Genomic DNA, 25,560 nt, shown 5'->3' with positions numbered 1-25,560 from the left:
CACCACCATGGCCCTGATCATCACTGATGAGTGCATCAACTGCGACGTCTGCGAGCCGGAATGTCCCAATGGCGCCATCTCGCCGGGTGAAGAGATCTATGTCATCGACCCGGACCTGTGCACCGAGTGCGTCGGCCACTTCGATGAGCCGCAATGCCAGCAGGTCTGCCCGGTTGACTGCATCCCGCTCGACCCGGCCAACAAGGAAAGCCAGGAAGAGTTGATGGAGAAGTACCAGATCATCACGGCAGCGCTGGGCAACTGACCTGCACCTGCCCGCCACCACGTGCGCCTGCCCCTGTCAGGCGCTCGTGGTGGCCTGGCACTCCTGGCAACGCCTGTAGAAGCCATGTCCTGACTCCCTCCTTGGCAGCGTTCCTCTCCCTCCTGTCCTGTCGCCTCTCCTTTCTCCTCCCGCTTGCTCGTCTCTCTTCTATTGTTTTCTCTCTTCTCTATTCTCTCTTTTCAACCTCTTCCATCCTGCGTGCTTCGCGATGCGCGATGACCGCACGAGTCTCAGTGCCAACGGTCAGCCGCTGACACCGTGCAGGACGGCTCGGCTTGCGCGACTCCCCGGGAGGCAGGCGCCTCGCACTTTCATCAGCGATAAAGAATATGATGGTGGATAGCGAGACTATCGGTTAATTTCTGTTAGTACACAGTAACAGAAGTATTCTATCCTGTAGGGATACAGTCACCGATCGCCCTTCACGCGCACGGAATGCACATGTCATCACGCCAACTGCCGTCAGCCCTGAAAATGCCAGCCTTCAAAGCCCATACTCCACTTCCCGCCTCGGGATTGGTCGGTCTGGCCGGAATGCTGGTCTTGATGGTGCTGCTGATCCTGCTGCCACGCCCCGATATCTTCACGTCAGTCGCGCAATACCTCATCCCTCATTCACTGCTTGAGATCGGTGCGGTACTGGTCGCCTCGATGGCGGCCATCTCCATCTTCCAGGGCCATCGCAGCACGGTCCCCGTCAGCTTCGTGGTGATGGGCTGTGCCTTTCTGCTCTCGGCCTTCTTCGACCTGATTCATATCTTCAGCTATGACGGCATGCCGAACTTCGTCAGTGATGCGTCGGTACAGAAAGCCATCCACTTCTGGCTGGCGGGGCGGACGGCCTTCGTCGTGGCGCTGCTGGCACCCTGCCTGATCACCTCACGCCCGATGACGCGCCGCCGGCTGCCACTGGCGTTCGTCTTGACGCTTGTCATTGGCCTGCTGGTCAGCTGGGTAGGGCTCTATCATCTTGACTACCTCCCCGCGACCTTCATCCCCGGAAGCGGCCTGACGGCGTGGAAGATCGGTTACGAATGGGTACTGGCGATCGGATCCCTGATCGCCGCGATCCTGCTGCTCAACTCCCGACGTCTGCCCGAGGGCACCAACATCAGCTGGCTGGCCGTCGCCGCGCTTGCCACTGGCCTCTCGGAGCTCTGCTTCACCCTGTATGCCACTGCCCACGACGTCTTCAATCTCCTGGGGCACCTGTACAAGGTGGCCGCCTACGGCATGCTCTACCACGCCATCTATTCCTCACGCCTGGTCTACCCCTACCAGCGACTCAAGGACATGAGCAGTGCGCTGGCAGAAGCGGAACAGCGCTGGCAGTTCGCGCTGGAAGGTTCAGGTGCCGGTGTCTGGGACTGGAAGCAGGACAGCGATCAGGTCTTCTACTCTCCGCAGTGGAAAGCGACGCTGGGCTATGAAGAAGAGGACATCGGCAGCAGCTTCGACGAATGGAAATCGCGCATACACCCTGACGACATGCAGCGGACGCTGGAAGACCTCAAGCAACACTTCGATGGACACAGCGTCGAGTACCGCAACGAGCATCGCATGCTGACCCGCAGCGGCGAATGGAAGTGGATTCTGGATCAGGGAAGAGTCGTCGAACGCTCACCGGACGGTCGACCATTGCGCATGATCGGCACTCACAGCGATATCGACTGGATCAAGGAACAGCAGCAACGCCTGATCACCAGTCGGGCACGGCTGCGCTCCATCTACCATTCGGCCCCCGTGGGCATCATCGTGGCAGATCGCAGCGGCACCATCGTCGATGCCAACTCCGCCATGCACAACCTGTTGGGCAGAGGTGAAGCCGAGCTCTTTCAGCAGTCCCTCTGGGGGCTGTTCTCCCTCGAGGAAGTCAGTCGCCTGAAGCGTGCCTGGGGGCAGCTCCAGCGCGAGGGCGGCAACTTCCAGGACGAATACCACATGCAGACCGCGCGCGGGCATCTGTTCTGGGCGGAAGTCACCCTTACTCCGCTTGAAGGCGAGGATCGCACCCTGGTACTGGTCAACAACATCGAGGACCGGCGCCGCGCCATCGAATTGCTGGAGGAGAACGCGACGCTCTATCAGGAAGTCTTCAGTACCGGCAACGCCATCAAGCTGCTGATCGATCCGGAACTAGCTGAAATCATCGACGCCAACCCGGTCGCCGCCGATTTCTACGGCTACAGCATCGGTGAGATGTGTGGCATGCCCCTGGGACGCATCAACGTGCTGGCAAGCCAGACGCTCTCGAAGCGCATCCGTTCGGTGGTCAACCGTACTGACAACCACTTTGAGGCCAGCCATCAGCTGGCCAACGGCGAACTGCGTGACGTCGAGATCTTCACAGGCCCGGTTGACCTCAATGGCCGCACCCTGCTGTTTTCGATCGTGCACGACATCACGGATCGCAAACGCGCGCAACGAGACCTCCAGATCGCCAATCTCAAGCTGTCACGCCTCTCGGAAAGCCGCACCCAGATCCATCATCTTTCGGAACGTCTGCTGACCTGCTCACGACTGGACGAGATCGTCACCCAGCTCAATGTGCGCCTGCCCAGCCTGTTCGCCGGCTGCGAGGGCACGCTGCAGCTGGCAGATCCGGCGGATCACCAGCAGAAGACACATATCCAGTGGGGGACGGCTCCCACGGAAGTCTGCGTACTCAATCACTCACTGAGCGTCGGGGATACGGTGATCGGCAACTTCACGCTGCAGATCCCCTCTGACAGCGAGAGTCAGGAGCACCTCCGCCCGCTGGCAGAGGACGTCTGTCAATTGATCATGCTGGCGCTGGCTGACCTGCAACTGAAACAGGGGCTGGCCCATGAGGCACGTCGGGACACCCTCACTCGACTCTACAATCGCCGGCATCTGGATGAAGTGCTGCCACAGAAACTGGCAGAAGCCAGCATCGGCAACCCCCTTTCACTGGTAGTTCTGGATCTGGACAACTTCAAACAGGTCAACGATACCTACGGTCATGAGATGGGGGACCAGGTTCTATCTCGCCTCGCCAGCATCATCCGCGAGTCGCTGCGCAGCTCGGATGAAGCCTGCCGTTATGGTGGGGAAGAGTTCGTCATTCTGATGCCGGGGGCCAGCGCTGCCGTGACACGCGCACGCGTCGAAGCCATCCTTGAAGCCTTCCGGGAAGAAAGTTTCGAGCATGACACCCTGGGACAGCTGACAGGGCTGAGCTTCTCCGCCGGCGTCGCCAATGCTCCCCACGACAGTCAGTCGACCGACACGTTGTTCAGCATGGCCGACAACGCGCTCTATCAGGCCAAGCGCTCGGGCCGTCAACGCGTTCTGTGCTTCAACAATCTGCCCCCCACCGAAGACCGTCGAGTCACGTCCTCTCCCAGATGAGGCCTCGTGATATTGCAGCGCTCGAGTTCAGCCTCTTTCCGCTGACCTCAAAGACGACACCGCCGGCCATGATGGCCGGCGGTGTCGTGTGCGGGGTCTTGTCACATTCCTGCATGGCTCTGGACAGGCGATGCTTCAAGTCGCCCCCCAGCGGGAGTCAGTCCCAATCAACACGCGTCGTCTTGCAGCCAAGGCAGCGCGCGAAGGTTGCCTGCGCCGGTGTAGCCACCAGCACACGAGCAGTCTCATCGATATTCTGCCCCATGGCCGCGAACGGAGCCGAAACGACAAACAGCGCTGCCCCCACGACCGTCGTCGCCAACAGCAGAGGGCGCCCGACAAGCGCATCAGCCACCATCATGCCGGCACTCGGAGTATCATCCCCCTGCTCGCTGGGCAACTCGATGGCATAGGCGGGAGATGCCAGCATCAGTGTCATGCCCGCAGCCGCGATTCCGTTGCGCAGCCACATGCCCGACTGAAAAATCATGGATTTCATGCTCAGGTCCCTTGCGTATGGACGCTCCAAGCGTCCCTGTTATGAGTCTATACACTGGGGCAAGCACCACCAGCGCCTGACAAGCCGTGTCATCCATCTCACGTTCTCTAGATTAGCGCTCCGAAAGCCATACGCCCAGCTCTCTACCCTCATGCTGCGGTCAACGCCAACGGACTCACGCCGCGTCACCCGCGCTGCTCCTTTTACTGATTCAGCATCACCCACTACGGCAACGATCCCCAATGACCGATTCTTCACGACAAGCCGCCCCCTCTTCTCCATCGGCCGCTCGCACCGACCGCCATCTCTGGCAGCTCGCCTGGCCGATCATCCTTTCCAATATCTCGGTGCCGTTGCTCGGACTGGTGGATACCGCCGTGGTCGGGCATCTGGAAGATGCGATCTATCTGGGTGCCGTCACGCTGGGCGCGGTGCTGTTCAGCTTCCTTTACTGGGGCTTCGGCTTCCTCCGCATGGGCACGACCGGCATGACGGCCCAGGCACATGGCCGTGGTGATCACGACCGGCTGCGAACGCTGCTCGGACAGGGCATTCTGCTGGCACTGGCCATCGGCATGCTTCTGATGCTGCTCGGCTCACCGCTCATTTCGCTGGGCCTGGGCTTGATGGAGGCCAGCGAGTCCACTCGCGCACTGGCCCATGACTACGCCAGCATTCGCCTGTGGTCGGCACCCGCCGTACTGATCAATTACGTGATACTGGGCTGGTTTCTGGGCCTGGGGAATTCACGGGTGACGCTGGGTATCCTGGTGCTGACCAATGTGCTCAATATCGTGCTGGATCTCGCCTTCGTCCCAGGCCTGGGGATGACCAGTGATGGCGTGGCCCTGGCCAGTGTGATCGCGGATTACTGCGGGTTGGCGGCCGGCCTGTGGCTGGTGTCACGTCAACTCTCCCGCATGCCGGGTCACAGTGATCGCGCCGCCCTGTTATCACTGTCCGCCTGGAGCGTACTGATCCGCGTCAATCAGCACCTCTTCGTGCGCACCCTGTGTCTCTTGGGCGCCACGGCCTATTTCACGTCCCAGGGAGCCAGCTTCGGGGACGAGACTCTGGCGGCCAATGCCGTGCTGCTGCAATTCGTGATGATCACGTCCTACGGGCTCGATGGTTTCGCGCAGGCTGCTGAATCCGAGGTCGGCCGCGCCGTGGGACAGGGAGACTGGCAGCGCTTCACTCGCAGCGTCAGGGCGGCTACGCGCTTCTCGTTGGTCACTGCCGCCGCCGCAAGCCTGCTGCTATGGCTCCTTGGCCCGCAGATGATCGCCCTGCTGACGGACCTGCCCGAGGTACGACAACTGGCAATCACCTATCTGCCCTGGATGGTCGCCATGCCGTTGGTGGCCGTATGGAGCTACCTGCTGGACGGGATCTTCATCGGTGCCACCGCGACACGTGAAATGCGCAATACGCTGGTGGTCTCCCTGCTGGCATTCATCGGACTGTGGCCCCTGCTCGAGAGCTTCGGAAATCATGGCCTGTGGCTGGCGTTCCTGCTGTTTACCAGCGTTCGTTCTGTCTTGCTCGGCGGCTACTATCTGCATCATCGCCGTCACCACTGGCGCTGAACCCTATCGAGCAGAGCACGCCCTGGGTTGATCCATCGATGAAGTGCTCGCCAGGCGCATCGGAGCCCTACCCCTCGACCATCGCGCGATACTCTACTGCTATCGGATAGACTAATGTGAGCATGCCAACCCAACTCCCATACCGATAAAAAGCCACAGGGAGCATCACATGCTGCAATCGCTATCCCGGCCAGCCGTCAAGCTGGTCGAGCGCTATCTACCTGACCCCTATATCTTCGTATTGCTGTTGACCGTCGTCGCGGCCGCAGCCGCCATGCTGATCGAGCAACGCTCCCCCGCCGAGGTAATGCGCTACTGGGGCGATGGCTTCTGGAATCTGCTGACCTTCTCCATGCAGATGCTGCTGGTATTGATCTCGGGGTTCATGCTCGCCAATACGCCGCCGGTGAAGAAGGGCCTGGCCAGCATCGCCTCGCTGGCCAGAACGCCTGGCAGTGCCATCATGCTGGTCACCTTCGTCTCGCTGATCGCCAGCTGGATCAACTGGGGCTTCGGTCTGGTGATCGGTGCATTATTCGCCAAGCAGCTGGCCAAGATGATCAAGGTGGATTACCGGCTGCTGATCGCCAGCGCCTACTCAGGTTTCGTGATCTGGCATGCGGGCATCTCGGGCTCGATTCCGCTGACCATCGCCACCGCGGGCCACTTCACCGAGGAGAGCATCGGCATCGTGCCCACCTCGGACACCATCTTTGCCTTCTTCAATATCGCCATCGTCTCGGCGCTGCTGATCATCATGCCGCTGGTCAATCGCGCCATGATGCCCTTCGAGAAGGAAAGCGTGTACGTGGATCCGGCCCTGCTGGAGGATAAGCCCACCGAGATCAGCGACCAGCCTCGTCCCGCCGAGCGTCTCGAGAACTCACCGATCCTCGCCTGGGTCGTGGGGCTGTTCGGCCTCGCCTGGCTGGTGGATCACTTCGTGATTCGTGGCGGTGGCCTGAATCTCAACGTGATCAACTTCAGCTTCCTGTTCCTGGCCATCGTGCTGCATGGCACACCGCGCAAGCTGCTGGACAGTCTGAACGAGGCCATCAAGGGCGGCGCCGGTATCGTCATCCAGTTCCCCTTCTATGCCGGCATCATGGCGATCATGGTGCAGTCCGGACTGGCGACTACCCTCTCCGAGGGATTCGTGTCGATCGCCAGCGCCGAGAGCCTGCCGTTCTGGTCCTTCATCAGTGCCGGTATCGTCAATCTGTTCGTACCTTCCGGTGGTGGACAGTGGGCGGTTCAGGCACCGGTCATGATTCCTGCCGCCCAGGCATTGGGTGCCGACCTGCCACGCGTCGCGATGGCCGTCGCCTGGGGCGATGCCTGGACCAACATGCTGCAGCCTTTCTGGGCACTGCCTGTCCTGGCCATCGCGGGCCTGAAGGCCAAGGACATCATGGGGTTCTGTCTGGTGCAGCTGCTGGTGACCGGTATCATCATCTCACTGGGGCTGACCCTTCTATGAGAAGGTCGCCGTGACGAAATATCTCTGACGAGACGTTCGAACGCCACGACTCCCGGCCCCTCGCAACGTCATGCCACCTGGCCCCCGGGGAGTGATTCTTCGGGGGCCAGGTCGTTCAGAGAGTGCTGATATGCCGCTCACAGGGTGCCAAGTGACGCCGAATCCCTCAGACTGTCAGGGACAAGAATCATCCCGCTCCGATACCCGTCCCCAGGGTCACTCGAGCCTTTCTGACCCTGACTCGCTCATCAAGGATTCCTGCATGAATGACACCCAGCCTGATCAGGCCACCCTCAATGACGCCCTCCCCGGTCAGCACCAGTTGATCATGACCGAGTTGATGACACCGGACATGGCCAACTTCAGCGGCAAGGTGCACGGTGGCGCCATTCTCAAGAAGCTGGATGAAGTCGCCTACGCCTGTGCCAGCCGCTACAGCGGCAGCTACGTCGTCACTCTGTCGGTGGACCAGGTGCGCTTCAAGCAGCCGATTCACGTCGGCGAGCTGGTGACCTTCCTGGCCTCCGTCAATCATGTCGGCCGCTCCTCGATGGAAATCGGCATCAAGGTCGTCGCCGAGTCCATCCAGGGTCGCCTGATTCGTCATACCAACAGCTGCTACCTGACCATGGTCGCGGTGGATCCGGACGGCAATCCGGTTCCGGTGCCGCCACTGAACCTGGAAACCCAGGAGCAGAAACTGCGCTTCCACAAGGCCGCGATTCGCAAGAAGCTTCGCAAGCAGGCCGAGGAAGAGGAAAAGCGCCAGGAATCGATGGAATTCTGAGACACCGATCTCGAAAGCCAGTGCAATATGCGGAGTGCGAGGTAGTCGCCACGTGGCGATACTGGGCGGAACTCCGTCACCGCGAGACGAACGATGACTCCTTCACGAGCGGCACAAGACGCCATCTGGCAACGCCTGCTGGCTCGCCAGTCGATTGCCGGTGAGTCACTGCGCTATGGCGTGATCACCACCGGCATCTTCTGCCGTATCGGCTGTCCCTCACCGCCTCCACGGCGTGACAATGTCAGGTTCTTCCCTGACACCCGCGCCGCGCATGCAGCCGGTCTGCGCGCGTGCCGTCGCTGTCACCCAGAGACGGATTCATCCTCGGACAACCGCGAGATCCCCGACATGCCACACTGGCTCATCGCCGTCTGTCGGCAACTGGAAGCCGCCGTCGCCGAGAGCCGGCCGACACCGTCACTGAGCCGTCTGGCCATCCTCACGGGCCTTGGCAGCTCTCACCTTCAGCGCCGCTTCAAGGCCTGGCTCGGCCTGTCACCCAGCGACTATGCCAGCGGACTGCGCCAGCTGCGCTTTCATGATCTGCTCGAACAAGGGCGCGGTGTCACCGACGCCATCCTCACGGCAGGCTATCGCTCCACCAGCCGTGCCCATGCACGCGCCGGCGGCATGACACCCAGCGCTCGTTCGAAAGGAGGCAGTGGCGAGACACTATTGGCGATGCACTGGCCATGCAGTTTCGGTATGCCCGAGCATCACTGCTGGCTGAGCGCCGCGCTCAGTGAACGTGGAGTGGTGGCCATCCAGCTGACGGATAGCCGTGATGCTGGGCAGAGTGCTCTGGAAGCTCGTCTGCCAGAGGCTGACTGGCAACAGGTGACACCCGACGACGAGGCAGGGCAATCACTGCATGCAATGCTCGGTGCACGCCTGCTGGCACTCTGCGAGACTCCACAGACGAGCCAGACGCTCTTCATCGAGCTGCCGCTGGATGTCCGCGGCACCGCATTTCAGCTGCGTGTCTGGCAGCAACTGAATACCACCCTGAGCGGCGAGACCCTGACCTACCGGCAACTGGCCGAAGCTCTGGGGCGACCCACTGCCAGCCGCGCCGTCGCCAATGCCTGCGGTGCCAACCCCCTCGCCCTGCTGACGCCCTGCCACCGCGTGGTGCGGGGTGATGGTGGTCTCGGTGGCTATCGCTGGGGAGTGGAACTCAAGCAGGCAAGGCTGGCTCAGGAGGCCGAATCCTCCGGCAGATCATGAGGCTCGCCAGCGCACAGCGGCTAGAGCGTCGTGCAACGCAACGGCGGCGGGGCATGCAGCACCTCACGGACGATCTCCAGGGCCCGCGTCAGGACCTCACGATTCTCGGCGGCACTCAGGCACAGCCGCAATGCCTGTGGTGGAGGTTCATTGCCGACACAGAAAGGCTCGGCACTGGTGACATGTACCCCGCGCCGAGCCAATGACTCGACCACAGCCTGGCTACGCTGCCCTTCGGGTAGCACCAGCCACAGATCGAACGATGAAGGCCGCGAAGAGAGCGTCCACTCCCCCAGCAGAGTACGTGCCAGTCGCTGGCGCGCCCGCATCTCCTCCACCTGCCAGTCCACCAGTTGTGTCGCATTGCCACTGGTCAGCCAGGCGCAGACCGTTTCCATCAACAGCGGTGCCACCATCCAGCTGTGACTGCGCAGCACCGCGCCAATCCGGGACAGCACTTCCACCGGGGCGCGCAATACGCCCAGACGCAGACCGCCAGCCAGCAGTTTGGAGGTACTGAAGACATACAGGGTGCGCTCAGGAGCCATCTGATAGAGCCGCGTGCCGCACTCCTCGTTGGGCAGATATTGCACCCCATCTTCCAGAATCCAGAAGTCATGATGGCGCGCGAGGGCGACCAGGGCCTCGCGCCGTGCATGAGACAACTGCGCCGCGCCCGGATTGTTCTGCTCGGCCATCACGTAGACCATCCTGGGCACCTGCTGGCGACACAGCCGCGCCAGAGCCTCGACATCCATGCCCTCCTCATCCAGCGGTACTCGCAGCAGCTTCAGGCCCCGCTCAGCACTCGCGGCGATCAGTCCGGGGTAGGTCAGCGCTCCCGTGACCACCGCCTCTCCGGGGGCCAGCAAGGCCGACAGCGCGAGAGTAATGCCATTCTGCCCTCCCTGCGTCAGCATCAGCTCCTCGGGGTCGACCGGCATGCCGAGCTCGCTCATCCAGCTCGCCAGCAATTGGCGATGACTGCCCACCCCGAATTCATTCTGGTATTCGACACTCCGCACCAATGCCTCGGGGGAGTGGCTGATCGCGGTCAGTGCCGCCGCCATCCCCTGCTGCCGCGCCGGATGCGGCGGTGGCAGGCTCATGGTGAGATCCATCACACCAGAGGATGCCGAAGGGGAGTCATCCGACTCCGCCGCGATCCCGAATGATGGCCTGGCATGCAAGGCATGTCCGAAGCGCCTGTCGGGCACAGGCCCCGCGCTGACCGGCGCATTGACGTAGGTTCCGCTCCCCACACGCGCCCTGACCAACCCATGTCGCTCGGCCTCGGCATAGCCGCGTGTCACGGTACCGATCGTCACGCCCAGCGCATCCGCAAGTCGGCGTTGCGGCGGCAGTCGCTCATCCTCCTTGAGCAGGCCTGAGGCGATATCGAGGCGGATGGCCTCCGCCAGCGCACGATAGCGCGGCAGGGTGGGATCAAGTGTCGGAGTCCATATTGTCATGGTGACAAAAAACCTGTTGACGGTAATTGTCATCAGATTATGCTCAAAACATGGCACCAACAAGCCATAAAATGCTGGAACGTGCCGACATCCATCACAATTGCACCCATACAATAATGCGGCATCACGCCAACGCCCCACACGCTGAAGGACACCCATGGAATCCCTCGCCTTTCTTGCCCCAGCCACGCTCTACATGCTGTCGATGACCCTGACACCGGGGCCCAACAACGTCATGCTGACGGCTTCCGGAGCCAATCATGGCTATTGGCGCACCCTGCCGCATATCTTCGGCATCATGATCGGCTGCCTGGTGCTGTTCATCGGCATCGCGCTGGGACTGGGACTGGTCTTCGAGCGCTACCCCATCGTGCAGACACTGCTCAAGGTGTTGGGGAGTGGCTATCTGCTCTATCTGGCCTGGAAGATTGCCATGGCCCCACCACCCGACCTGTCGAGCCGACAGGATGCACGGCCGATGAGCTTTCTGGCAGCCGCGCTGTTCCAGTTCGCCAACCCCAAGGCCTGGGTCATGGGTATCGCACTGATGGCGGGCTTTCTCCCGGAAGACGGGCCGGTGTGGCTCAACGCGATCCTGCTGGCGAGCTTCGCGGAACTGGTGGCGCTGCCCTGCATCTCCCTGTGGGCAGGCTTCGGCACCGCCATCGGGCGTCTGCTGAATACCGAGCGCGCCTGGAGGATCTTCAACCGCGTGATGGGGGCACTGACGGCCTCCTGCGTCATCTTCATCCTGGGCTGATCGTCGCTGGCCTGCGAGGGACGGCAGTACATCACGGATATCGAACACTGTTCGCATCACCACTGTTTTCCCTCGCGATGTTCGCTAGACTGTCAGGACGCTTTTTACACGCCTGCACAGGATGCTCCTCCATGCTGACGCTCTATGGTGATCGCCGCTCCGGTAACTGCTACAAGGTCGAGCTGCTGCTGCACCTTCTCGAACGCCATCACCATTACATCGAAGTCGACATTCTGGCCGGCGATACTCGCACGCCGGAATTCCTGACCCGCAACGTCAATGGCAAGATCCCGCTGCTGGAGCTGCATCGCGGTGAGACACTGTCAGAGTCCAACGCCATCCTGAACTACCTCGCCGATGGCAGCGATTATCTGCCGAGTGACCCCTTCCTGCGTGCCAAGGTGCTGCAGTGGCAGTTCTTCGAGCAATACAGCCATGAGCCCTACATCGCCACTGCCCGCTTCATCAATCGCTACCTCGGCCTGCCCGAGGAACGCCGTGACGAGTACGCCGCCAAGCAGGAGGGCGGCAAGCGTGCCCTGCGGGTGATGGAGCATCATCTCGCCGAACATGACTGGCTGGTAGGGGATCAGTTCACGATCGCCGACATTTCCCTTTATGCTTATACGCATGTCGCTGATGAAGGCGGTTTCGCGCTGGATGATTATCCTGCCATACAGGCGTGGCTGGCACGTGTCGCGGCGCGCCCGGGCCATTTCGATATCCCGCGCGACTGATATCCTCTCCAGCTGGCAGCCCCAGCGACCACCGGCTCACCTTCCATGACAGGCTCGTCGATGCTACCCGTCACCTATCGCCCCATGACACCCGCCGACCACTCGGCCTTCATGCACATGATGGAGGCCACCCCGGGGGTGGTGATCCGCAAGGCAGATGAGTATGCCGCCGTCGAGCGCTATCTGATCCGCAACCCCGGCATGAGCCACTTGGCCTTCTCCGGCGTGCGGCTGGTGGGATGTGCCATGTCCGGGCATGATGGCAAGCGCGGCTACCTGCAACATGTGATGACGGCCCCGGACATGCGAGGCCAGGGGATCGCGAGAACATTGGTCGAGCGCTGCCTGGACGCCCTGGCACAGGAAGGCATCGACAAGGTGCACCTGGATACCCTGCATGACAATCATGAGGCCCACCGCTTCTGGGAGCGTCTGGGCTGGGCGAATCGCAATGCCGAGATCGTGCGCTTCTCGCGCCTGCTGGTGGACGACCCCAACGCCTGACCTCTCTCGCTGATTTCCCGCAACCCTCGCTGAGCAAGGAGCTCTGACGTGCAATTTCTCGAAAATGACGACCTCGGCAAGTTGATCCTGCGCCTGACTCTGGGGCTGCTGTTGCTGTTCCACGGCCTCTCGAAACTGCTCGGTGATGGCGGCACGTTGAGCTGGATCGCCGGCGAGCTGGAGAAGATGGGGATTCCAGGCGTGGTGGCCTATGGGGTCTACATCGGCGAGATCATTGCGCCCATCATGCTCATCCTCGGCGTGCACGCCCGCATCGCCGGCCTGATCGTCGTCGCCAACATGCTGTTCGCCATTGCGGTGGCTCACATGGGGCAGCTGCTGAGCCTGTCATCGTCCGGTGGCTGGGCATTGGAACTGCAAGGCTTCTTCCTCGCCAGCGCACTGGCCGTCGTCTTTCTCGGCAGTGGCCGCTTCGCGGTGCAGGAGGACTGATGGCCGACGTCGTCACTGCCAGCACCTATTGCGAGAATGCTCCCCAGCACCCGATTCATGGTCCCTATCATGATCACGAATACGGCTTCCCGGTCAGCGATGACCGGGTACTGTTCGAGCGTTTCGTGCTGGAGATCAACCAGGCTGGCCTCTCCTGGCTGACGGTACTCAAGAAGCGCGAGGCCTTTCGCGAGGCCTACGAGAATTACGATATCGCGCGTATCGCCGCCTATGGAGATGAAGAGCGCGCGCGCCTGTTGAGCGATGCCGGCATCATCCGCAACCGCCTCAAGGTCAATGCCGTGATCCACAACGCGGGCGTGGTACTGCAGATGAAGGACTCGCACGGCAGCTTTCTCCAATGGCTGGATGCCCATCATCCGCAACCCTTGTCCGCCTGGGTCAAGCTGTTCAAGAAGACCTTCCGCTTCACTGGTCCCGAGATCGTCAACGAGCTGCTGATGAGCTGCGGCTATCTGCCGGGCTGTCATCGTGACGACTGTCCGGTACAGGCTCGCGTGCTGGACGCCGGCCCGCGCTGGGCCGAGCCGGGTGCCCTGGAGGCGATCCATGCGGATGCCTGACACCAGCTCGTCCTCTTCACTCCCCCTTCCCTCTCGCAGGTAGCCCGCCGATGGACTCCCTTACCCAGATCTGCCTCGGAGCCGCCGTGGGCGGTGCCGTCATGGCGCCCGCCATCCGACACTTGCCCGTCGAAAGACGCGGCGCTGCCATCCGTTATGCATTACTCGGTGGAGCGGCACTCGGCACCCTGCCCGATCTCGACGTGATGATCGACTACGGTGACGCCGTCGCCAATTACACCCATCATCGCGGCTTCAGCCATTCCCTGCCGGTACTGGGGCTGCTGGGCATTCTGCTCGGCTGGTTGCTCGCCCATCTTCCACGCCTGGCACCATTGGGGCGTGGCCGCCTGATCGCCTACTGCCTGCTGTGCCTGATCACGCACCCGCTGCTGGATGCCTTCACCACCTATGGCACCCAGCTGCTGTGGCCATGGCCAAGCCGACCGGTGAGCCTGGCCAGCATCTTCATCATCGACCCGCTCTACACCCTGCCGCTGCTGATCACCGGCCTGTGGGTCGCCATACGCGGCCACGCAGGACGATTGCTGGTCACTGGCCTGATGCTCTCGAGCCTCTATCTTGGCTGGGGGCTGGCCGCCAAGAGCTGGGTGGAACATCGCATGGCGCCGGTATTGGCCAGTCAGGGGTTCACGAACGCCCCACGCATGGTGCAGCCCACGCCCTTCAACAGCCTGCTATGGCGGGTCAGCGTGGTCACGCCACTGGCGGATCACGAGTGGATGGTCGGTGTCTTCGATTCCGACGAGCAATTGATGGCACTGGCGCGACGGGATTTCCCGCGCCAGCCAGCGCTGGATGCCGAGGTCGGGAAGCTTGAGGATGGACAGCGTCTGCGCTGGTTCGCCGCGCCCTACCTGCGGGCGAGCCGCGAGCGGACATCAGAGGGTGAGACGCTGCTGGCGGTGACCGATACCCGCCTGGGCTCGCCCGGCTACCACCCCTTCCGTTTCGCGCTGGCCCGCCAGACCAGCACACGTGAATGGCATTCTCTGGACGACAGCCAGCGACTGCCCAGTCAGCGTGTCGATCGCGCTGCCTTGCTGAGCCTCTGGCAAGCCATCCATGACCCGGCATCCCGCATGCAGCCAGGCCAGCGCACCGTCTCAGCCACGCCCTCCAGCCCCTCGGCCGAGACAAGATAAAGCGCCGCTGATGAAGGCCCGAGAGACGACAACGCCCGCCATGGAAGCCATGGCGGGCGTTGTCGTATCAGTACTGCAAAGACGATCAACCGAGGTACTTGATCATCACCCCCGCGGCAACCGCCGAGCCGATCACACCGGCCACGTTCGGCCCCATCGCATGCATCAGCAGGAAGTTGTGCGGGTTGTACTCAAGCCCGACCTTGTTGGAGACACGTGCCGCCATCGGTACCGCCGAGACACCGGCCGACCCGATCAGCGGATTGATCGGCGTCTTCGAAACCTTGTTCATCAGCTTGGCCATCAGTACCCCGCAGGCCGTGCCGATGCCGAAGGCGACCACGCCGAGGGCCAGAATGCCCAGCGTCTCCACCGCCAGAAACTTGTCGGCCTGCAGCTTGGAGCCCACCGACAGTCCCAGGAAGATGGTAGTGATGTTGATCAGCGCGTTCTGGGCGGTATCCGACAGACGCTCCACCACACCGCACTCGCGCATCAGGTTACCGAAGCAGAACATGCCCAGCAGCGGTGCGGCGTCCGGCAGCAGCATCGCCACCATGATCAACAGCACCAGCGGGAACAGGATCTTCTCGGTCTTGGAGACCGGACGCAGCTGCGTCATCACCAGGCTGCGTTCCTTGGCGGTGGTCAGCGCGCGCATGATCGGCGGCTGGATCATCGGCACCAGTGCCATGTAGGAGTAGGACGCCACGGCGATCGCCCCCAGCAGCTCCGGTGCCAGCAGACTGGCGACGTAGATGGAGGTCGGGCCGTCCGCACCGCCGATGATGCCGATGGCCGCCGATTGCTGCAGGCTGAAGTCCATCAGCCCCATCGAGGTCAACGCCACCGCACCCAGCAGCGTCGCGAAGATGCCGAACTGCGCCGCCGCCCCGAGGAATAGGGTCTTGGGGTTGGCCAGCAACGGACCGAAATCCGTCATCGCCCCAACGCCCATGAAGATCACCAACGGCGCGATGCCGGAAGCGATCGCCACGCTGTAGAAGCTGTACAGCATGCCGTTGGAGAAGCCACCATCCAGCGCCATGTTGCTGGCCTGCTGCTTGAGCACTGCGGGAATCTCGCCATGCAGTGCCTGCTCCACCGCGTGGCGCGCCTCATCCAGCGGCAGGCTGGCGATGTTGACGTTGAGCAGATTGGCCATCGAAGCCAGCAGCTCCGGCTTGCCGAGATGCGCCGCCTGCTCGGCAGCAGACAGCGCCAGTCCGGCTTCCGGAATGTTGGCCAGAATGCCACCGAAGCCGATCGGCACCAGCAGCAGGGGTTCGAAGTTCTTGCGGATCGCCAGATAAAGCAGGCCAAGGCCGATGACGATCATCGCCAGCTGGCCGAAGCTCATGTTGTAGAGCCCCGAGCCGTGCCAGAGGTTGAGTATCTTGTCCATGTCGTGTCGCCTTGCAGAGGAGCATCACCGACCAGCCCGTCGTGCATGCCGACGGGCCGGACACACCGGCTCAGAGGGTGATCAGAACGTCGCCGACACTGACACTGTCGCCTTCCTTGACCTTCACCGCGGAGACGGTACCGGCCTGGTGGGCACGGATCTCGGTCTCCATCTTCATGGCCTCGAGAATGATCACGACATCTCCTTCCGCCACGCTGTCACCGACGGCGACATTGACCTTGAAGATGTTGCCCGCCAGCGGCGCATTCACCGGCTCACCGGAGGCGGCCTGGGCGGCAGGTGCCGCGGCTGCCGGAGCCGATGCCGCAGGCTCGCTGGCCTGCACCTGGGTAATGTCTCCGCCTTCGGCAACCTCGACGACATACTGCTTGCCGTTGACGTTCAGGGTGTAGGTCTGCGGGCCGCTCGACGCGCCTTGAGCACTGACGGCCGGAGCACCAGAGACCGGCGCTGCGGCGGCCTTGGATGCCTTGTCATCGACAGCCTGCGGGGCGGGCTCGAAGGCATCCGGGTTGCCACGGTTGCGCAGGAACTTGAGGCCGATCTGCGGGAAGAGTGCATAGGTCAGCACGTCATCGGTCTCGCGTTCGCCGCTCTCCAGCGCGATACCTTCCTCCTTGGCCTTGCCCTTGAGCTCCTCACGCAGACGTTCCATCTCCGGCGTCAGGTTGTCTGCCGGGCGGCAGGTGATCGGCTCGGCGCCTTCCAGCACGCGGGACTGAAGTTCGCTGTCGAAGGGTGCCGGCGCCGCGCCATATTCCCCCTTGAGCAGCGCCTGCACTTCCTTGGAGATCGACTTGTAGCGCTCGCCCATCATCACGTTCATCACCGACTGGGTGCCGACGATCTGTGAGGTCGGGGTCACCAGCGGGATATAGCCCAGGTCCTTGCGTACGCGCGGAATCTCGGCGAGCACGTCATCCAGCTTGTCACCGGCGCCCTGCTCCTTGAGCTGGCCTTCCATGTTGGTGAGCATGCCACCCGGCACCTGGGCGACCAGAATGCGCGAGTCGATACCGCGCAGACTGCCCTCGAATGCCGCGTATTTCTTGCGCACTTCGCGGAAGTAGGCCGCGATATCCTCGAGCTTCTCGAGGTCCAGTCCGGTATCGCGCTCGGTGCCTGCCAGCATCGCGACGACCGATTCGGTCGGGCTGTGGCCGTAGGTCATCGACATCGAGGAAATGGAGGTGTCGACGTTGTCGATGCCCGCCTCGATGGCCTTGAGAGCCGTGGCGGTGGAAAGCCCGGTGGTGGCATGGCACTGCATGTGGATCGGGATCGACAGGCTCGCCTTGAGGCGCGAGACCAGCTCGAAGGCGGTATACGGCGTCAGCAGGCCCGCCATGTCCTTGATCGCCAGCGACTGGGCCCCCATGGACTCGATCTTCTGCGCCAGCTCCACCCACATCTCCAGCGTGTGCACGGGGCTCACGGTGTAGGAGATGGTGCCCTGGGCATGCTTGCCCTGATCCAGCACCGCCTTGAGCGGACGCTCGAGGTTGCGCGGGTCATTCATCGCGTCGAAGACACGGAAGACATCGACACCGCTGGTCGCGGCACGCTTGACGAAGGCATCCACCACGTCATCGGCGTAATGACGATAGCCGAGCAGGTTCTGGGCGCGCAGCAGCATCTGCTGCTGAGTCTTGGGCATCGCTTCCTTCAAGGCACGAATGCGCGCCCAGGGGTCTTCGCCCAGGTAGCGGATGCAGGCGTCGAAGGTCGCGCCGCCCCAGCTCTCCAGCGACCAGAAGCCGATGTCGTCCAGCTTGGCGGCGATCGGCAGCATGTCATCGAGGCGCATGCGCGTGGCCAGCAATGACTGATGCGCGTCGCGCAGTACCACATCCGTGATGCCCAGCGGTTGCTTGTCCATGAGTGATCCCTTGTTCTTTATAATGTGGATATCGGGTTCTGCCGTGGCGGCAGGCTTGCCTTTCACCGCGCCTGCCACACAGAATATTGCACTCGAGAGGTGGTCTCCCCACCGGACGGCTCATGATAGAATCGCCGCTTTCTCGCTGCGGTGTCGCTCCGGCGCTCCGAGAGTACCAGCAGCACCGACGACTTCCGCGACATCTCAGTGCTTGTGATGATCCTGGCGAAAGCGGTGAATCGCCGCCGCCATGACAGCCGTCAGTTCGCTGTCATCCTCTGCTGCAGGTGCCGCCGAGACAGGCGCGCGCGTCGTGCGCGGTGCAGCCGGTAGCGGCGCGGGCGCAAAACGGTCCACTAGCTTGGCCATCGCCATCATGGCGACTACCAGCAGACTTAGAAACACGAACACGAACCCCATCCCGAACACCATCAGGTTCAAGCCTTCACCGAGCAGATCATTCTCTTGCATGCCAGTGTCCTCGAGTCATTCTCGTCATCGCGCCAATCAGGGTGCGGCATGAGCGATGATTGCCCGTGCCTTCGATGATGCTCGACACGTCCAAGCGTTCACGCCGTTGCGTCGCTGGCCACTGTCGACACCCCATGCAGCGGCATTCAGTGCTTGTTGATCGCTTTAAAGTGCCTGATTCCACGGCAATTGCAATGACACCATCGTTGACCCCACAAGCCCTCGCGCGGGCTGGCCGCATCGGCATCGCGCCGATGGAAGGCGTGATTGATGACATCACGCGCGAATGTCTCACCGGCCTTGGAGGCTATGACTGGTGTGTGACGGAATTCGTGCGCGTGACGCATGTCAAGCTACCGCCTCGCGTCTTCAAGCGTATCTGCCCGGAGCTGCTGGAAGCCTCCCCGACACGGACGGCACGCACACGACACGACACACCGGTCGCATTGCAGCTGTTGGGTGCCGACCCCGAGGCGCTGGGCATCAACGCTCGCGTCGCGGCACGCCTGGGGGCACCCAGCGTCGACATCAACTTCGGCTGCCCGGCCAAGACCGTCAACCGTCACGACGGAGGCGCAGCCCTGCTGCGCTCGCCGGACCGCGTCTTTCGTGCGGTGGAGGGCGTGCGCAATGCCCTCAAGGGCACCGGGGTACCCGTCACGGCCAAGATTCGCCTCGGCTTCAACGACCGTCGCCTGGCACTGGCATGCGCTCAGGCAGCCCAGGCCGGGGGCGCCACGCAGCTGGTCGTGCATGGGCGCACCAAACAGGAAGGCTATCGTCCGCCAGCGCACTGGGAATGGATCGGCAAGATCACGTCCGAACTCTCCATTCCGGTCGTTGCCAATGGGGACATCTGGGACATGCCCTGCTACTGGCGGGCTCGCTCACTGTCCGGCTGTCGCGATGTGATGCTGGGGCGTGCCGCCCTGGCCGACCCCTTCCTCGCGGCGCGCATCAAGCACTGGCAGATGACCGGGGAGTTGCTGCCCGAGACGGACTGGACACAGCGTGCACAGGTGCTGCTCTCCCACGCCGAACGCTGCGCCCATCTGCCTGACAAGGTGATGGTGCCGCTGCTCAAGCAGTGGATGAACATGATGCGCCAGAGCGGCAACGAGGAAGCGGAACGTCGCTTCCAGGCCATCAAGCGCCACAAGGGGCGCGCCGAATTCTTCACCGGTCTGGTTGCAGGTACCTCGCTGGCATTGGCGCCGAGTCTGTTGACATCGGTGACCCGCATGCCGGAATCCGCCGACTTGCCCGCCCTCGCCTGATCCGTCCGAAACAAAAAAAGGCGCCCCTCGCGAAAAGGGCGCCCTAGCGATCGTCCGCCCGAAGGCGTGACATCACAGTCAAGGAAAACGGGGAACTGTCAGACATGACATGAAGGCAAGGATCGAGGCCATGCCGGCTGAGACCGAAGATGCCTGACTTTTCTTCAGACGAAGAAAAACCCGCTTCAGTGAAGCGGGTTTTTCAATTGGCGCGCCCTGGAGGATTCGAACCTCCGACCGCCTGATTCGTAGTCAGGTACTCTATCCAGCTGAGCTAAGGGCGCATAAACCTTGAAATCTGTGGCCTGAGCATTTCAAATGTCTTCAGGACTTGACTTGCGAGTGTTGTGTCTTTCCAACACCGTCTTGCATTGCAGTGGCGCGCCCTGGAGGATTCGAACCTCCGACCGCCTGATTCGTAGTCAGGTACTCTATCCAGCTGAGCTAAGGGCGCATCTTACTGCATTTGTACCTAATGGCGGAGAGAGAGGGATTCGAACCCTCGATAGGGCTATAAACCCTATACTCCCTTAGCAGGGGAGCGCCTTCAGCCACTCGGCCACCTCTCCTCATCAGGTACGGCGCATATCTTACTCATTTGATTGGGCTTTGTCTAGCCCCTGTGTCGATTTTTTGGCTTCGATGCAGAGCATCTCATCACCATTCGACAACAGGCTCGAGGCTGCGCGCCCCCAAGCAATCTCCCCGCATGAACCAGAACATGACGATGGCTAGCCTGTCGTCGCGTCTCGTTCGAGGGAGCGGGAATAATACCCAAGAAGAAGTCGTCTGTCTCCCCCTTTCCAGGAAAAAAGTGAATTTTTTCCTTATGGAACACTGACTTGACGCTCAGCCGCCCATTCAGCTCTGCCTGATGCCTCCGACGCATGCATCTGAGCCTGAACGGATCGAGTCACTCAGGCCGCCAGGACCGGGCAACGCCCAGACCGCACAGACCATATCCCAGAAACACGAACGCCAACCAGGTGGACAGCGTGGTTGGCGTTCGTGTGGTGCTCTCGAGAGTATCCGGAGCCATCTGGTGGGCATGACATGCCATCAGGCGATGGCATCACCATTGTCTTCCTTCTCGCGCTGGATACGCTGATAGATCTCTTCACGATGGACGGCGACGTCCTTGGGTGCGTTGACACCGATTCGCACCTGATTTCCCTTCACACCGAGCACGGTGACGGTGATGTCATCACCAATCATCAGCGTTTCACCTACTCTACGGGTCAGGATGAGCATGACTGATCTCCTTGTCAGTAATTCATACAGCCGGGACGGCAACAGGATTCGAAGTCAGCGACCGGCAGGGACGAGCCGGCCACCGAGGTGCATGAGGCCTGGAGATTATGCGTCATGCATGCTCCGACGGCCAACACCACCCCTTCATATCAACTGAATGACTCGTTGAATGAAAGCACCCGACACACCGGCTCTCCCCCAGAAGGTGCGATCGCCAATGTATCGGGTGCATGAGGCAGGGCCCCTGGCGCTCCTTGCCGGGCCTCACTTCCATGCAGTGCAGTCCCTGGCGGAAGGACGAGCCACCCACGGGTGGCAAGTCACTTCATCTGAGCACCATTGTGCTGATCATTCAATGCAAATCAGGCAGTCTCGTCGCTGACGGCTTCCGCATCCAGGCCGAAGGCGGTGTGCAGTGCACGCACGGCCAGCTCCATGAACTTCTCGTCGATCAGAACGGAGATCTTGATCTCGGACGTGGACACCATGCGGATGTTGATGCCCTCTTCCGCCAGTACGCGGAACATCTTGGAGGCGACACCGGCATGGGAACGCATGCCGACACCGACCAGCGAGACCTTGGCGATATTGTCATCGCCTCTGAGCTCACCGCCGCCGACGGACGGAATGACCGTCTCGTTGAGGATACGCTGGGTCGCCTTGAAGTCGCTCTTGGCCACCGTGAAGGAGAAGTCGGTCGTATTGCCGTCCGGGGAGACGTTCTGGACGATCATGTCGATCTCGATGTTGGAATCGGCGATCGGGCCCAGAATCTTGGAGGCGACACCCGGAATGTCCGGCGTGTTGAGCAGGGTCAGCTTGGCTTCGTTGACATTGAAGGCAATGCCGGAGATCAGCGGTTCTTCCATGTTGTCTTCTTCCTCAGCGACGATCAGGGTACCCGGGCCATCCTCGAAGGAAGACAGCACACGCAGGGGAACATTGTACTTGCCGGCGAATTCCACCGAACGGATCTGCAGGATCTTGGAGCCAAGGCTCGCCATTTCCAGCATTTCCTCGACGGTCACCGTTTCCAGACGACGTGCCTTGGAGCACACACGTGGATCAGTGGTGTAGACACCATCGACATCGGTATAGATCTGACACTCGTCCGCCTTGAGGGCTGCCGCCAGGGCGACGCCGGTGGTATCGGAGCCACCGCGCCCCAGTGTCGTGATATTGCCTTCATCATCGACCCCCTGGAAGCCAGCGACCACCACGACCTTGCCAGCATCGAGGTCTTCGCGCAGGTCATCGGTGTCGATGCGCTGGATACGCGCCTTGGTGTGCGCGCTATCGGTACGAATGCCTACCTGAGCGCCGGTATAGGAGGTCGCGTCGACACCGATCTTCTGCAGTGCCATGGCCAGCAGGGAGATGGTCACCTGCTCACCGGTAGAGACCAGCATGTCCATTTCGCGCGGCGTCGGGTCATCGTTGATCTCGCTGGCGAGACCGATCAGCCGGTTCGTCTCGCCACTCATGGCTGAGACGACCACGACAACCTGATGTCCTTCGTCGCGGAATCGCTTGACCTTCTCGGCGACGGCCTTGATCCGCTCCACCGAGCCGACCGAAGTGCCTCCGAACTTCTGAACGTATAGCGCCATGTGCGTTTCCGTTATCCGTGTCCGTTTGCGTTGTCCCCACATGAGACTCATGCGGGCCCAAAAAGAGGCCGGGTCTCCTCACGAGAAGCCCGGCCTTCATCTTGTCTTCTTACCCCAGCTGGGCGTCTACCCAGGCTGGCACGCCGGCCAGTGCCCCGGGAAGCGATGCGGCATCACTGCCACCGGCCTGCGCCATGTCAGCACGACCACCGCCCTTGCCACCGACCTGCTCAGCCACGTGACGCACCAGATCACCCGCCTTGATGCGCGAGGTCAGATCATCGGTGACGCCCGCAATCAGGCTGACCTTGTCACCATCCGCGACGCCAAGCACCAGAATGCCGGAACCCAGCTTGGATTTCAGGTCATCCATCAGGCCACGCAACTCCTTGCCGGAGACGCCTTCGACCTGCTTGGCCAGCACCTTGAGCCCCTGGACATCCGCGATGTCGCTCAGCATGTCACTGGCAGAAGCGGATGCCAGCTTGGCCTTCAGACGCTCAAGCTCCTTCTCGAGACCGCGGTTGCGCTCAAGCAGACTGGTGACACGCTCCTCGACCTGCTCCGGCTTGGCCTTGAGGCGCTCACCCAGACGAGTCAGGGTCGCTTCCTGCGCCAGCAGGAAATCACGTGCCGCACGGCCAGTGATGGCTTCGATGCGGCGCACGCCGGAGGCGATGCCAGTCTCGGCGATGATGTGCATCTGACCGATGTCACCACTGCGCTTGACGTGAGTCCCGCCACACAGCTCGATGGAGAAGGCATCCTGACCGATGGTCAGCACGCGAACCTGCTCACCATACTTGGCATCGAAGAGTGCCGCCGCGCCGCGCGCCTTGGCTTCATCGAGAGTCATGAACTCGATGGTGGTCTCGGCGTTGGCGAGAATCTGCGCATTGACGATGCGCTCGACCTCGGAGAGCTGTTCTGCGGTCATCGCCTCAAAGTGACTGAAGTCGAAGCGCAGGCGCTCGGCCGTGACCAGCGAGCCCTTCTGCTGGACGTGCTCACCCAGCACCTGGCGCAGCGCTTCATGCAGCAGGTGCGTGGCGGAGTGGTTGCGCACGGAGGCAGCACGCAGATCTGCATCGACCTGCGGACGCACCGCGTCGCCCACCGCGAGCGAACCTTCGATCAGCACACCGTGATGCAGATGATGTCCGGCCTGCTTCTGGGTATCGCTGACCTGGAAACGGCCGCCCTCCAGATGCAGATAACCGGTATCGCCCGCCTGACCACCGGACTCGCCATAGAACGGCGTGGTATCGAGTACCACGATGCCCTTGGTATCGGCCTCGAGACGCTCGAGCGTATTGCCTTCGCTGTCGAACAGCGCGGTGACGGTCGCCTCACCCTCGAGGTGATCATAGCCGGTGAATTGCGTCTCGCCTTCCAGCGTCAGGTTGGCGGAATAGTCGCCCCCGAAATTGCTGGCAGCACGTGCACGCTCACGCTGAGCTTCCAGCGCGGCCTCGAAACCGGCCTCATCGAGGATCAGTTCGCGCTCGCGGCAGATGTCGGCGGTCAGGTCGTAGGGGAAGCCGTAGGTATCGTAGAGCTTGAAGATGGTTTCGCCGTCGAGAGTATTGCCATCCAGCTCGGCGATGGCCTCCTCGAGCAGCTTCATGCCGTGCTCCAGCGTACGCGCGAACTGCTCCTCTTCCTTGAGCAGCACTCGCTCGATCTGCTCACGCGCAGAGCGCAGTTCCGGATAGGCATCGCCCATCTCGGCATCCAGCGCCGCGACCAGCTTGTAGAAGAAGCTGCCGCGCGCGCCCAGCTTGTGACCGTGACGCACGGCACGGCGAATGATACGGCGCAGCACGTAGCCACGCCCTTCGTTGGACGGCAGCACGCCATCGGCGATCAGGAAGGCACACGAACGGATGTGATCCGCCACCACGCGCAGCGAGGGAGTGGTGATGTTGTCGTGACCGATGATCTCGGCCGCCGCCGCCAGCAGATTCTGGAACAGGTCGATCTCGTAGTTGGAGTGCACGCCCTGCATCACGGCCGCGACGCGCTCCAGCCCCATGCCGGTATCGATGGACGGCTTGGGCAGCGGGTTCAGCGTGCCTTCGGCATCACGATCGAACTGCATGAAGACCAGGTTCCAGATCTCGATGTAGCGATCGCCATCTTCGTCCGGGCTGCCCGGCGGGCCGCCGGCGACGTCTTCACCGTGATCATAGAAGATCTCGGAAGACGGGCCACAGGGGCCGGTGTCGCCCATCTGCCAGAAATTGTCCTCGTCGAGACGCGAGAAGCGGTTCTGATCGATGCCGACCTCGTTGAACCAGATGTCACGGGCTTCGTCATCGCTGACGTGCACGGTGACCCACAGCTTCTCCTTCGGCAGGCCCAGCTCTTCGGTCAGGAACTTCCAGGCGAACTGGATGGCTTCGCGCTTGAAGTAGTCACCGAAGCTGAAGTTGCCCAGCATCTCGAAGAAGGTGTGGTGACGTGCGGTGTAACCGACGTTGTCCAGGTCATTGTGCTTGCCGCCGGCGCGCACGCAGCGCTGTGCGGAGGTGGCACGGCTGTAGCCACGCGGATCACGGCCCAGGAAGACATCCTTGAAGGGCACCATGCCGGCGTTGGTGAACAGCAGGGTCGGGTCGTTGTTCGGCACCAGAGAACTGGTGGGAACGATGGTATGCCCCTGCTTCTCGAAATAGGTCAGGAAGGCGTTTCTGATTTCTGCGCTTTTCATAGAGGTTCCGTAGC

Annotated in this window: 21 protein-coding genes and 3 tRNA genes; 13 read left to right on the top strand and 11 right to left on the bottom strand. The window is 61.9% G+C overall.

Annotated elements, in window-relative coordinates; all coding sequences use genetic code 11:
• The first annotated feature begins 7 nt into the window (after window positions 1-7).
• Window positions 8-265 (top strand): YfhL family 4Fe-4S dicluster ferredoxin, encoded by a 258-nt coding sequence (locus tag OW493_RS12445; RefSeq protein WP_077378030.1) that lies wholly within the window; start codon window positions 8-10, stop codon window positions 263-265.
• 462 nt (window positions 266-727) lie between these two features.
• Window positions 728-3,658 carry an MASE3 domain-containing protein gene (locus OW493_RS12440; protein ID WP_289864314.1) on the top strand — a complete coding sequence of 977 codons (2,931 nt, stop codon included), beginning with the start codon at window positions 728-730 and terminating at the stop codon, window positions 3,656-3,658.
• Window positions 3,659-3,815: 157 nt separating this feature from the next.
• Here the strand turns inward: OW493_RS12440 and OW493_RS12435 are convergent, their stop codons facing one another.
• Window positions 3,816-4,157, bottom strand: a complete 342-nt coding sequence (locus OW493_RS12435; protein ID WP_205632724.1) for a hypothetical protein — start codon at window positions 4,155-4,157, stop codon at window positions 3,816-3,818.
• Between the two features lie 242 nt (window positions 4,158-4,399).
• On the opposite strand from OW493_RS12435, the gene OW493_RS12430 reads away from it, so the two are divergent.
• From OW493_RS12430 to OW493_RS12415, 4 genes are all read left to right on the top strand, one after another.
• A complete protein-coding gene (locus OW493_RS12430; protein WP_289864313.1) occupies window positions 4,400-5,746 on the top strand; it encodes an MATE family efflux transporter in 1,347 nt (448 codons plus the stop codon).
• 169 nt (window positions 5,747-5,915) lie between these two features.
• Window positions 5,916-7,226, top strand: a complete 1,311-nt coding sequence (locus OW493_RS12425; RefSeq protein ID WP_289864312.1) for a short-chain fatty acid transporter — start codon at window positions 5,916-5,918, stop codon at window positions 7,224-7,226.
• A 262-nt stretch (window positions 7,227-7,488) separates the two neighbouring features.
• Entirely contained in the window at window positions 7,489-8,013 is a 525-nt protein-coding gene (locus OW493_RS12420; protein WP_077378016.1) for an acyl-CoA thioesterase, read from the top strand.
• A 93-nt stretch (window positions 8,014-8,106) separates the two neighbouring features.
• The gene (locus tag OW493_RS12415) at window positions 8,107-9,243 is read left to right on the top strand and encodes a methylated-DNA--[protein]-cysteine S-methyltransferase (RefSeq protein WP_279855974.1); all 1,137 of its coding nucleotides are present in this window, start codon (window positions 8,107-8,109) and stop codon (window positions 9,241-9,243) included.
• A 20-nt stretch (window positions 9,244-9,263) separates the two neighbouring features.
• Here OW493_RS12415 and OW493_RS12410 read toward each other — a convergent pair whose 3' ends face one another.
• The gene (locus tag OW493_RS12410; RefSeq protein ID WP_289864311.1) at window positions 9,264-10,715 is read right to left on the bottom strand and encodes a PLP-dependent aminotransferase family protein; all 1,452 of its coding nucleotides are present in this window, start codon (window positions 10,713-10,715) and stop codon (window positions 9,264-9,266) included.
• A 157-nt stretch (window positions 10,716-10,872) separates the two neighbouring features.
• On the opposite strand from OW493_RS12410, the gene OW493_RS12405 reads away from it, so the two are divergent.
• The 6 genes from OW493_RS12405 (at window position 10,873) to OW493_RS12380 (ending at window position 14,919) form a co-directional block, all read left to right on the top strand.
• Window positions 10,873-11,475 carry a LysE family translocator gene (locus OW493_RS12405; RefSeq protein ID WP_141391943.1) on the top strand — a complete coding sequence of 201 codons (603 nt, stop codon included), beginning with the start codon at window positions 10,873-10,875 and terminating at the stop codon, window positions 11,473-11,475.
• Between the two features lie 131 nt (window positions 11,476-11,606).
• Window positions 11,607-12,212 carry a glutathione S-transferase family protein gene (locus OW493_RS12400; protein WP_077378004.1) on the top strand — a complete coding sequence of 202 codons (606 nt, stop codon included), beginning with the start codon at window positions 11,607-11,609 and terminating at the stop codon, window positions 12,210-12,212.
• A 60-nt stretch (window positions 12,213-12,272) separates the two neighbouring features.
• A complete protein-coding gene (locus OW493_RS12395; RefSeq protein ID WP_205632723.1) occupies window positions 12,273-12,716 on the top strand; it encodes a GNAT family N-acetyltransferase in 444 nt (147 codons plus the stop codon).
• A gap of 48 nt (window positions 12,717-12,764) precedes the next feature.
• The gene (locus OW493_RS12390) at window positions 12,765-13,169 is read left to right on the top strand and encodes a DoxX family protein (protein ID WP_077378001.1); all 405 of its coding nucleotides are present in this window, start codon (window positions 12,765-12,767) and stop codon (window positions 13,167-13,169) included.
• Complete coding sequence (locus OW493_RS12385; RefSeq protein ID WP_084207848.1) at window positions 13,169-13,753, top strand: DNA-3-methyladenine glycosylase I; 585 nt, start codon at window positions 13,169-13,171, stop codon at window positions 13,751-13,753. Before OW493_RS12390 ends, OW493_RS12385 begins: the two co-directional genes overlap by 1 nt.
• A gap of 50 nt (window positions 13,754-13,803) precedes the next feature.
• The gene (locus tag OW493_RS12380; RefSeq protein ID WP_289864310.1) at window positions 13,804-14,919 is read left to right on the top strand and encodes a metal-dependent hydrolase; all 1,116 of its coding nucleotides are present in this window, start codon (window positions 13,804-13,806) and stop codon (window positions 14,917-14,919) included.
• Between the two features lie 85 nt (window positions 14,920-15,004).
• Here the strand turns inward: OW493_RS12380 and OW493_RS12375 are convergent, their stop codons facing one another.
• From OW493_RS12375 to OW493_RS12365, 3 genes are all read right to left on the bottom strand, one after another.
• The gene (locus tag OW493_RS12375) at window positions 15,005-16,324 is read right to left on the bottom strand and encodes a sodium ion-translocating decarboxylase subunit beta (RefSeq protein WP_077377992.1); all 1,320 of its coding nucleotides are present in this window, start codon (window positions 16,322-16,324) and stop codon (window positions 15,005-15,007) included.
• 70 nt (window positions 16,325-16,394) lie between these two features.
• A complete protein-coding gene (gene oadA / locus OW493_RS12370) occupies window positions 16,395-18,224 on the bottom strand; it encodes a sodium-extruding oxaloacetate decarboxylase subunit alpha (protein WP_289864309.1) in 1,830 nt (609 codons plus the stop codon).
• A gap of 204 nt (window positions 18,225-18,428) precedes the next feature.
• A complete protein-coding gene (locus OW493_RS12365) occupies window positions 18,429-18,695 on the bottom strand; it encodes an OadG family protein (RefSeq protein WP_084207845.1) in 267 nt (88 codons plus the stop codon).
• A 254-nt stretch (window positions 18,696-18,949) separates the two neighbouring features.
• Here OW493_RS12365 and OW493_RS12360 point away from each other — a divergent pair, with 254 nt between their 5' ends.
• Entirely contained in the window at window positions 18,950-19,972 is a 1,023-nt protein-coding gene (locus OW493_RS12360) for a tRNA-dihydrouridine synthase family protein (RefSeq protein ID WP_084209583.1), read from the top strand.
• Between the two features lie 207 nt (window positions 19,973-20,179).
• Here OW493_RS12360 and OW493_RS12355 read toward each other — a convergent pair.
• The 6 genes from OW493_RS12355 to alaS form a co-directional block, all read right to left on the bottom strand.
• Window positions 20,180-20,256, bottom strand: a tRNA-Arg gene (locus OW493_RS12355).
• Window positions 20,257-20,349: 93 nt separating this feature from the next.
• Window positions 20,350-20,426 (bottom strand) — tRNA-Arg (locus OW493_RS12350).
• A 22-nt stretch (window positions 20,427-20,448) separates the two neighbouring features.
• Window positions 20,449-20,541: transfer RNA gene (locus OW493_RS12345), tRNA-Ser, on the bottom strand.
• Between the two features lie 490 nt (window positions 20,542-21,031).
• A complete protein-coding gene (csrA, locus tag OW493_RS12340; protein ID WP_043332937.1) occupies window positions 21,032-21,223 on the bottom strand; it encodes a carbon storage regulator CsrA in 192 nt (63 codons plus the stop codon).
• 362 nt (window positions 21,224-21,585) lie between these two features.
• Window positions 21,586-22,833, bottom strand: a complete 1,248-nt coding sequence (locus OW493_RS12335; RefSeq protein WP_077377982.1) for an aspartate kinase — start codon at window positions 22,831-22,833, stop codon at window positions 21,586-21,588.
• A 109-nt stretch (window positions 22,834-22,942) separates the two neighbouring features.
• The gene (gene alaS, locus OW493_RS12330; RefSeq protein ID WP_084207844.1) at window positions 22,943-25,546 is read right to left on the bottom strand and encodes an alanine--tRNA ligase; all 2,604 of its coding nucleotides are present in this window, start codon (window positions 25,544-25,546) and stop codon (window positions 22,943-22,945) included.
• Between the last annotated feature and the right edge of the window lie 14 nt (window positions 25,547-25,560).

This window comes from Cobetia sp. 14N.309.X.WAT.E.A4, assembly GCF_030397495.1.
Taxonomy (GTDB): Bacteria; Pseudomonadota; Gammaproteobacteria; order Pseudomonadales; family Halomonadaceae; genus Cobetia; species Cobetia marina.
This window is presented reverse-complemented; position numbering and strand designations above follow the sequence as displayed.

Excerpts from the sequence above, each read along its gene's own strand:
- OW493_RS12400 (WP_077378004.1), top strand. The coding sequence starts at position 11,607 with ATGCTGACGCTCTATGGTGATCGCCGCTCCGGTAACTGCTACAAGGTC.
- OW493_RS12435 (WP_205632724.1), bottom strand. The coding sequence starts at position 4,157 with ATGAAATCCATGATTTTTCAGTCGGGCATGTGGCTGCGCAACGGAATC.
- OW493_RS12445 (WP_077378030.1), top strand. The coding sequence starts at position 8 with ATGGCCCTGATCATCACTGATGAGTGCATCAACTGCGACGTCTGCGAG.
- OW493_RS12420 (WP_077378016.1), top strand. The coding sequence starts at position 7,489 with ATGAATGACACCCAGCCTGATCAGGCCACCCTCAATGACGCCCTCCCC.
- OW493_RS12410 (WP_289864311.1), bottom strand. The coding sequence starts at position 10,715 with ATGACAATATGGACTCCGACACTTGATCCCACCCTGCCGCGCTATCGT.
- OW493_RS12425 (WP_289864312.1), top strand. The coding sequence starts at position 5,916 with ATGCTGCAATCGCTATCCCGGCCAGCCGTCAAGCTGGTCGAGCGCTAT.
- alaS (WP_084207844.1), bottom strand. The coding sequence starts at position 25,546 with ATGAAAAGCGCAGAAATCAGAAACGCCTTCCTGACCTATTTCGAGAAG.
- csrA (WP_043332937.1), bottom strand. The coding sequence starts at position 21,223 with ATGCTCATCCTGACCCGTAGAGTAGGTGAAACGCTGATGATTGGTGAT.
- OW493_RS12380 (WP_289864310.1), top strand. The coding sequence starts at position 13,804 with ATGGACTCCCTTACCCAGATCTGCCTCGGAGCCGCCGTGGGCGGTGCC.
- OW493_RS12440 (WP_289864314.1), top strand. The coding sequence starts at position 728 with ATGTCATCACGCCAACTGCCGTCAGCCCTGAAAATGCCAGCCTTCAAA.
- OW493_RS12335 (WP_077377982.1), bottom strand. The coding sequence starts at position 22,833 with ATGGCGCTATACGTTCAGAAGTTCGGAGGCACTTCGGTCGGCTCGGTG.
- OW493_RS12395 (WP_205632723.1), top strand. The coding sequence starts at position 12,273 with ATGCTACCCGTCACCTATCGCCCCATGACACCCGCCGACCACTCGGCC.
- OW493_RS12405 (WP_141391943.1), top strand. The coding sequence starts at position 10,873 with ATGGAATCCCTCGCCTTTCTTGCCCCAGCCACGCTCTACATGCTGTCG.
- OW493_RS12375 (WP_077377992.1), bottom strand. The coding sequence starts at position 16,324 with ATGGACAAGATACTCAACCTCTGGCACGGCTCGGGGCTCTACAACATG.
- OW493_RS12385 (WP_084207848.1), top strand. The coding sequence starts at position 13,169 with ATGGCCGACGTCGTCACTGCCAGCACCTATTGCGAGAATGCTCCCCAG.
- OW493_RS12360 (WP_084209583.1), top strand. The coding sequence starts at position 18,950 with ATGGAAGGCGTGATTGATGACATCACGCGCGAATGTCTCACCGGCCTT.
- OW493_RS12430 (WP_289864313.1), top strand. The coding sequence starts at position 4,400 with ATGACCGATTCTTCACGACAAGCCGCCCCCTCTTCTCCATCGGCCGCT.
- oadA (WP_289864309.1), bottom strand. The coding sequence starts at position 18,224 with ATGGACAAGCAACCGCTGGGCATCACGGATGTGGTACTGCGCGACGCG.
- OW493_RS12415 (WP_279855974.1), top strand. The coding sequence starts at position 8,107 with ATGACTCCTTCACGAGCGGCACAAGACGCCATCTGGCAACGCCTGCTG.
- OW493_RS12365 (WP_084207845.1), bottom strand. The coding sequence starts at position 18,695 with ATGCAAGAGAATGATCTGCTCGGTGAAGGCTTGAACCTGATGGTGTTC.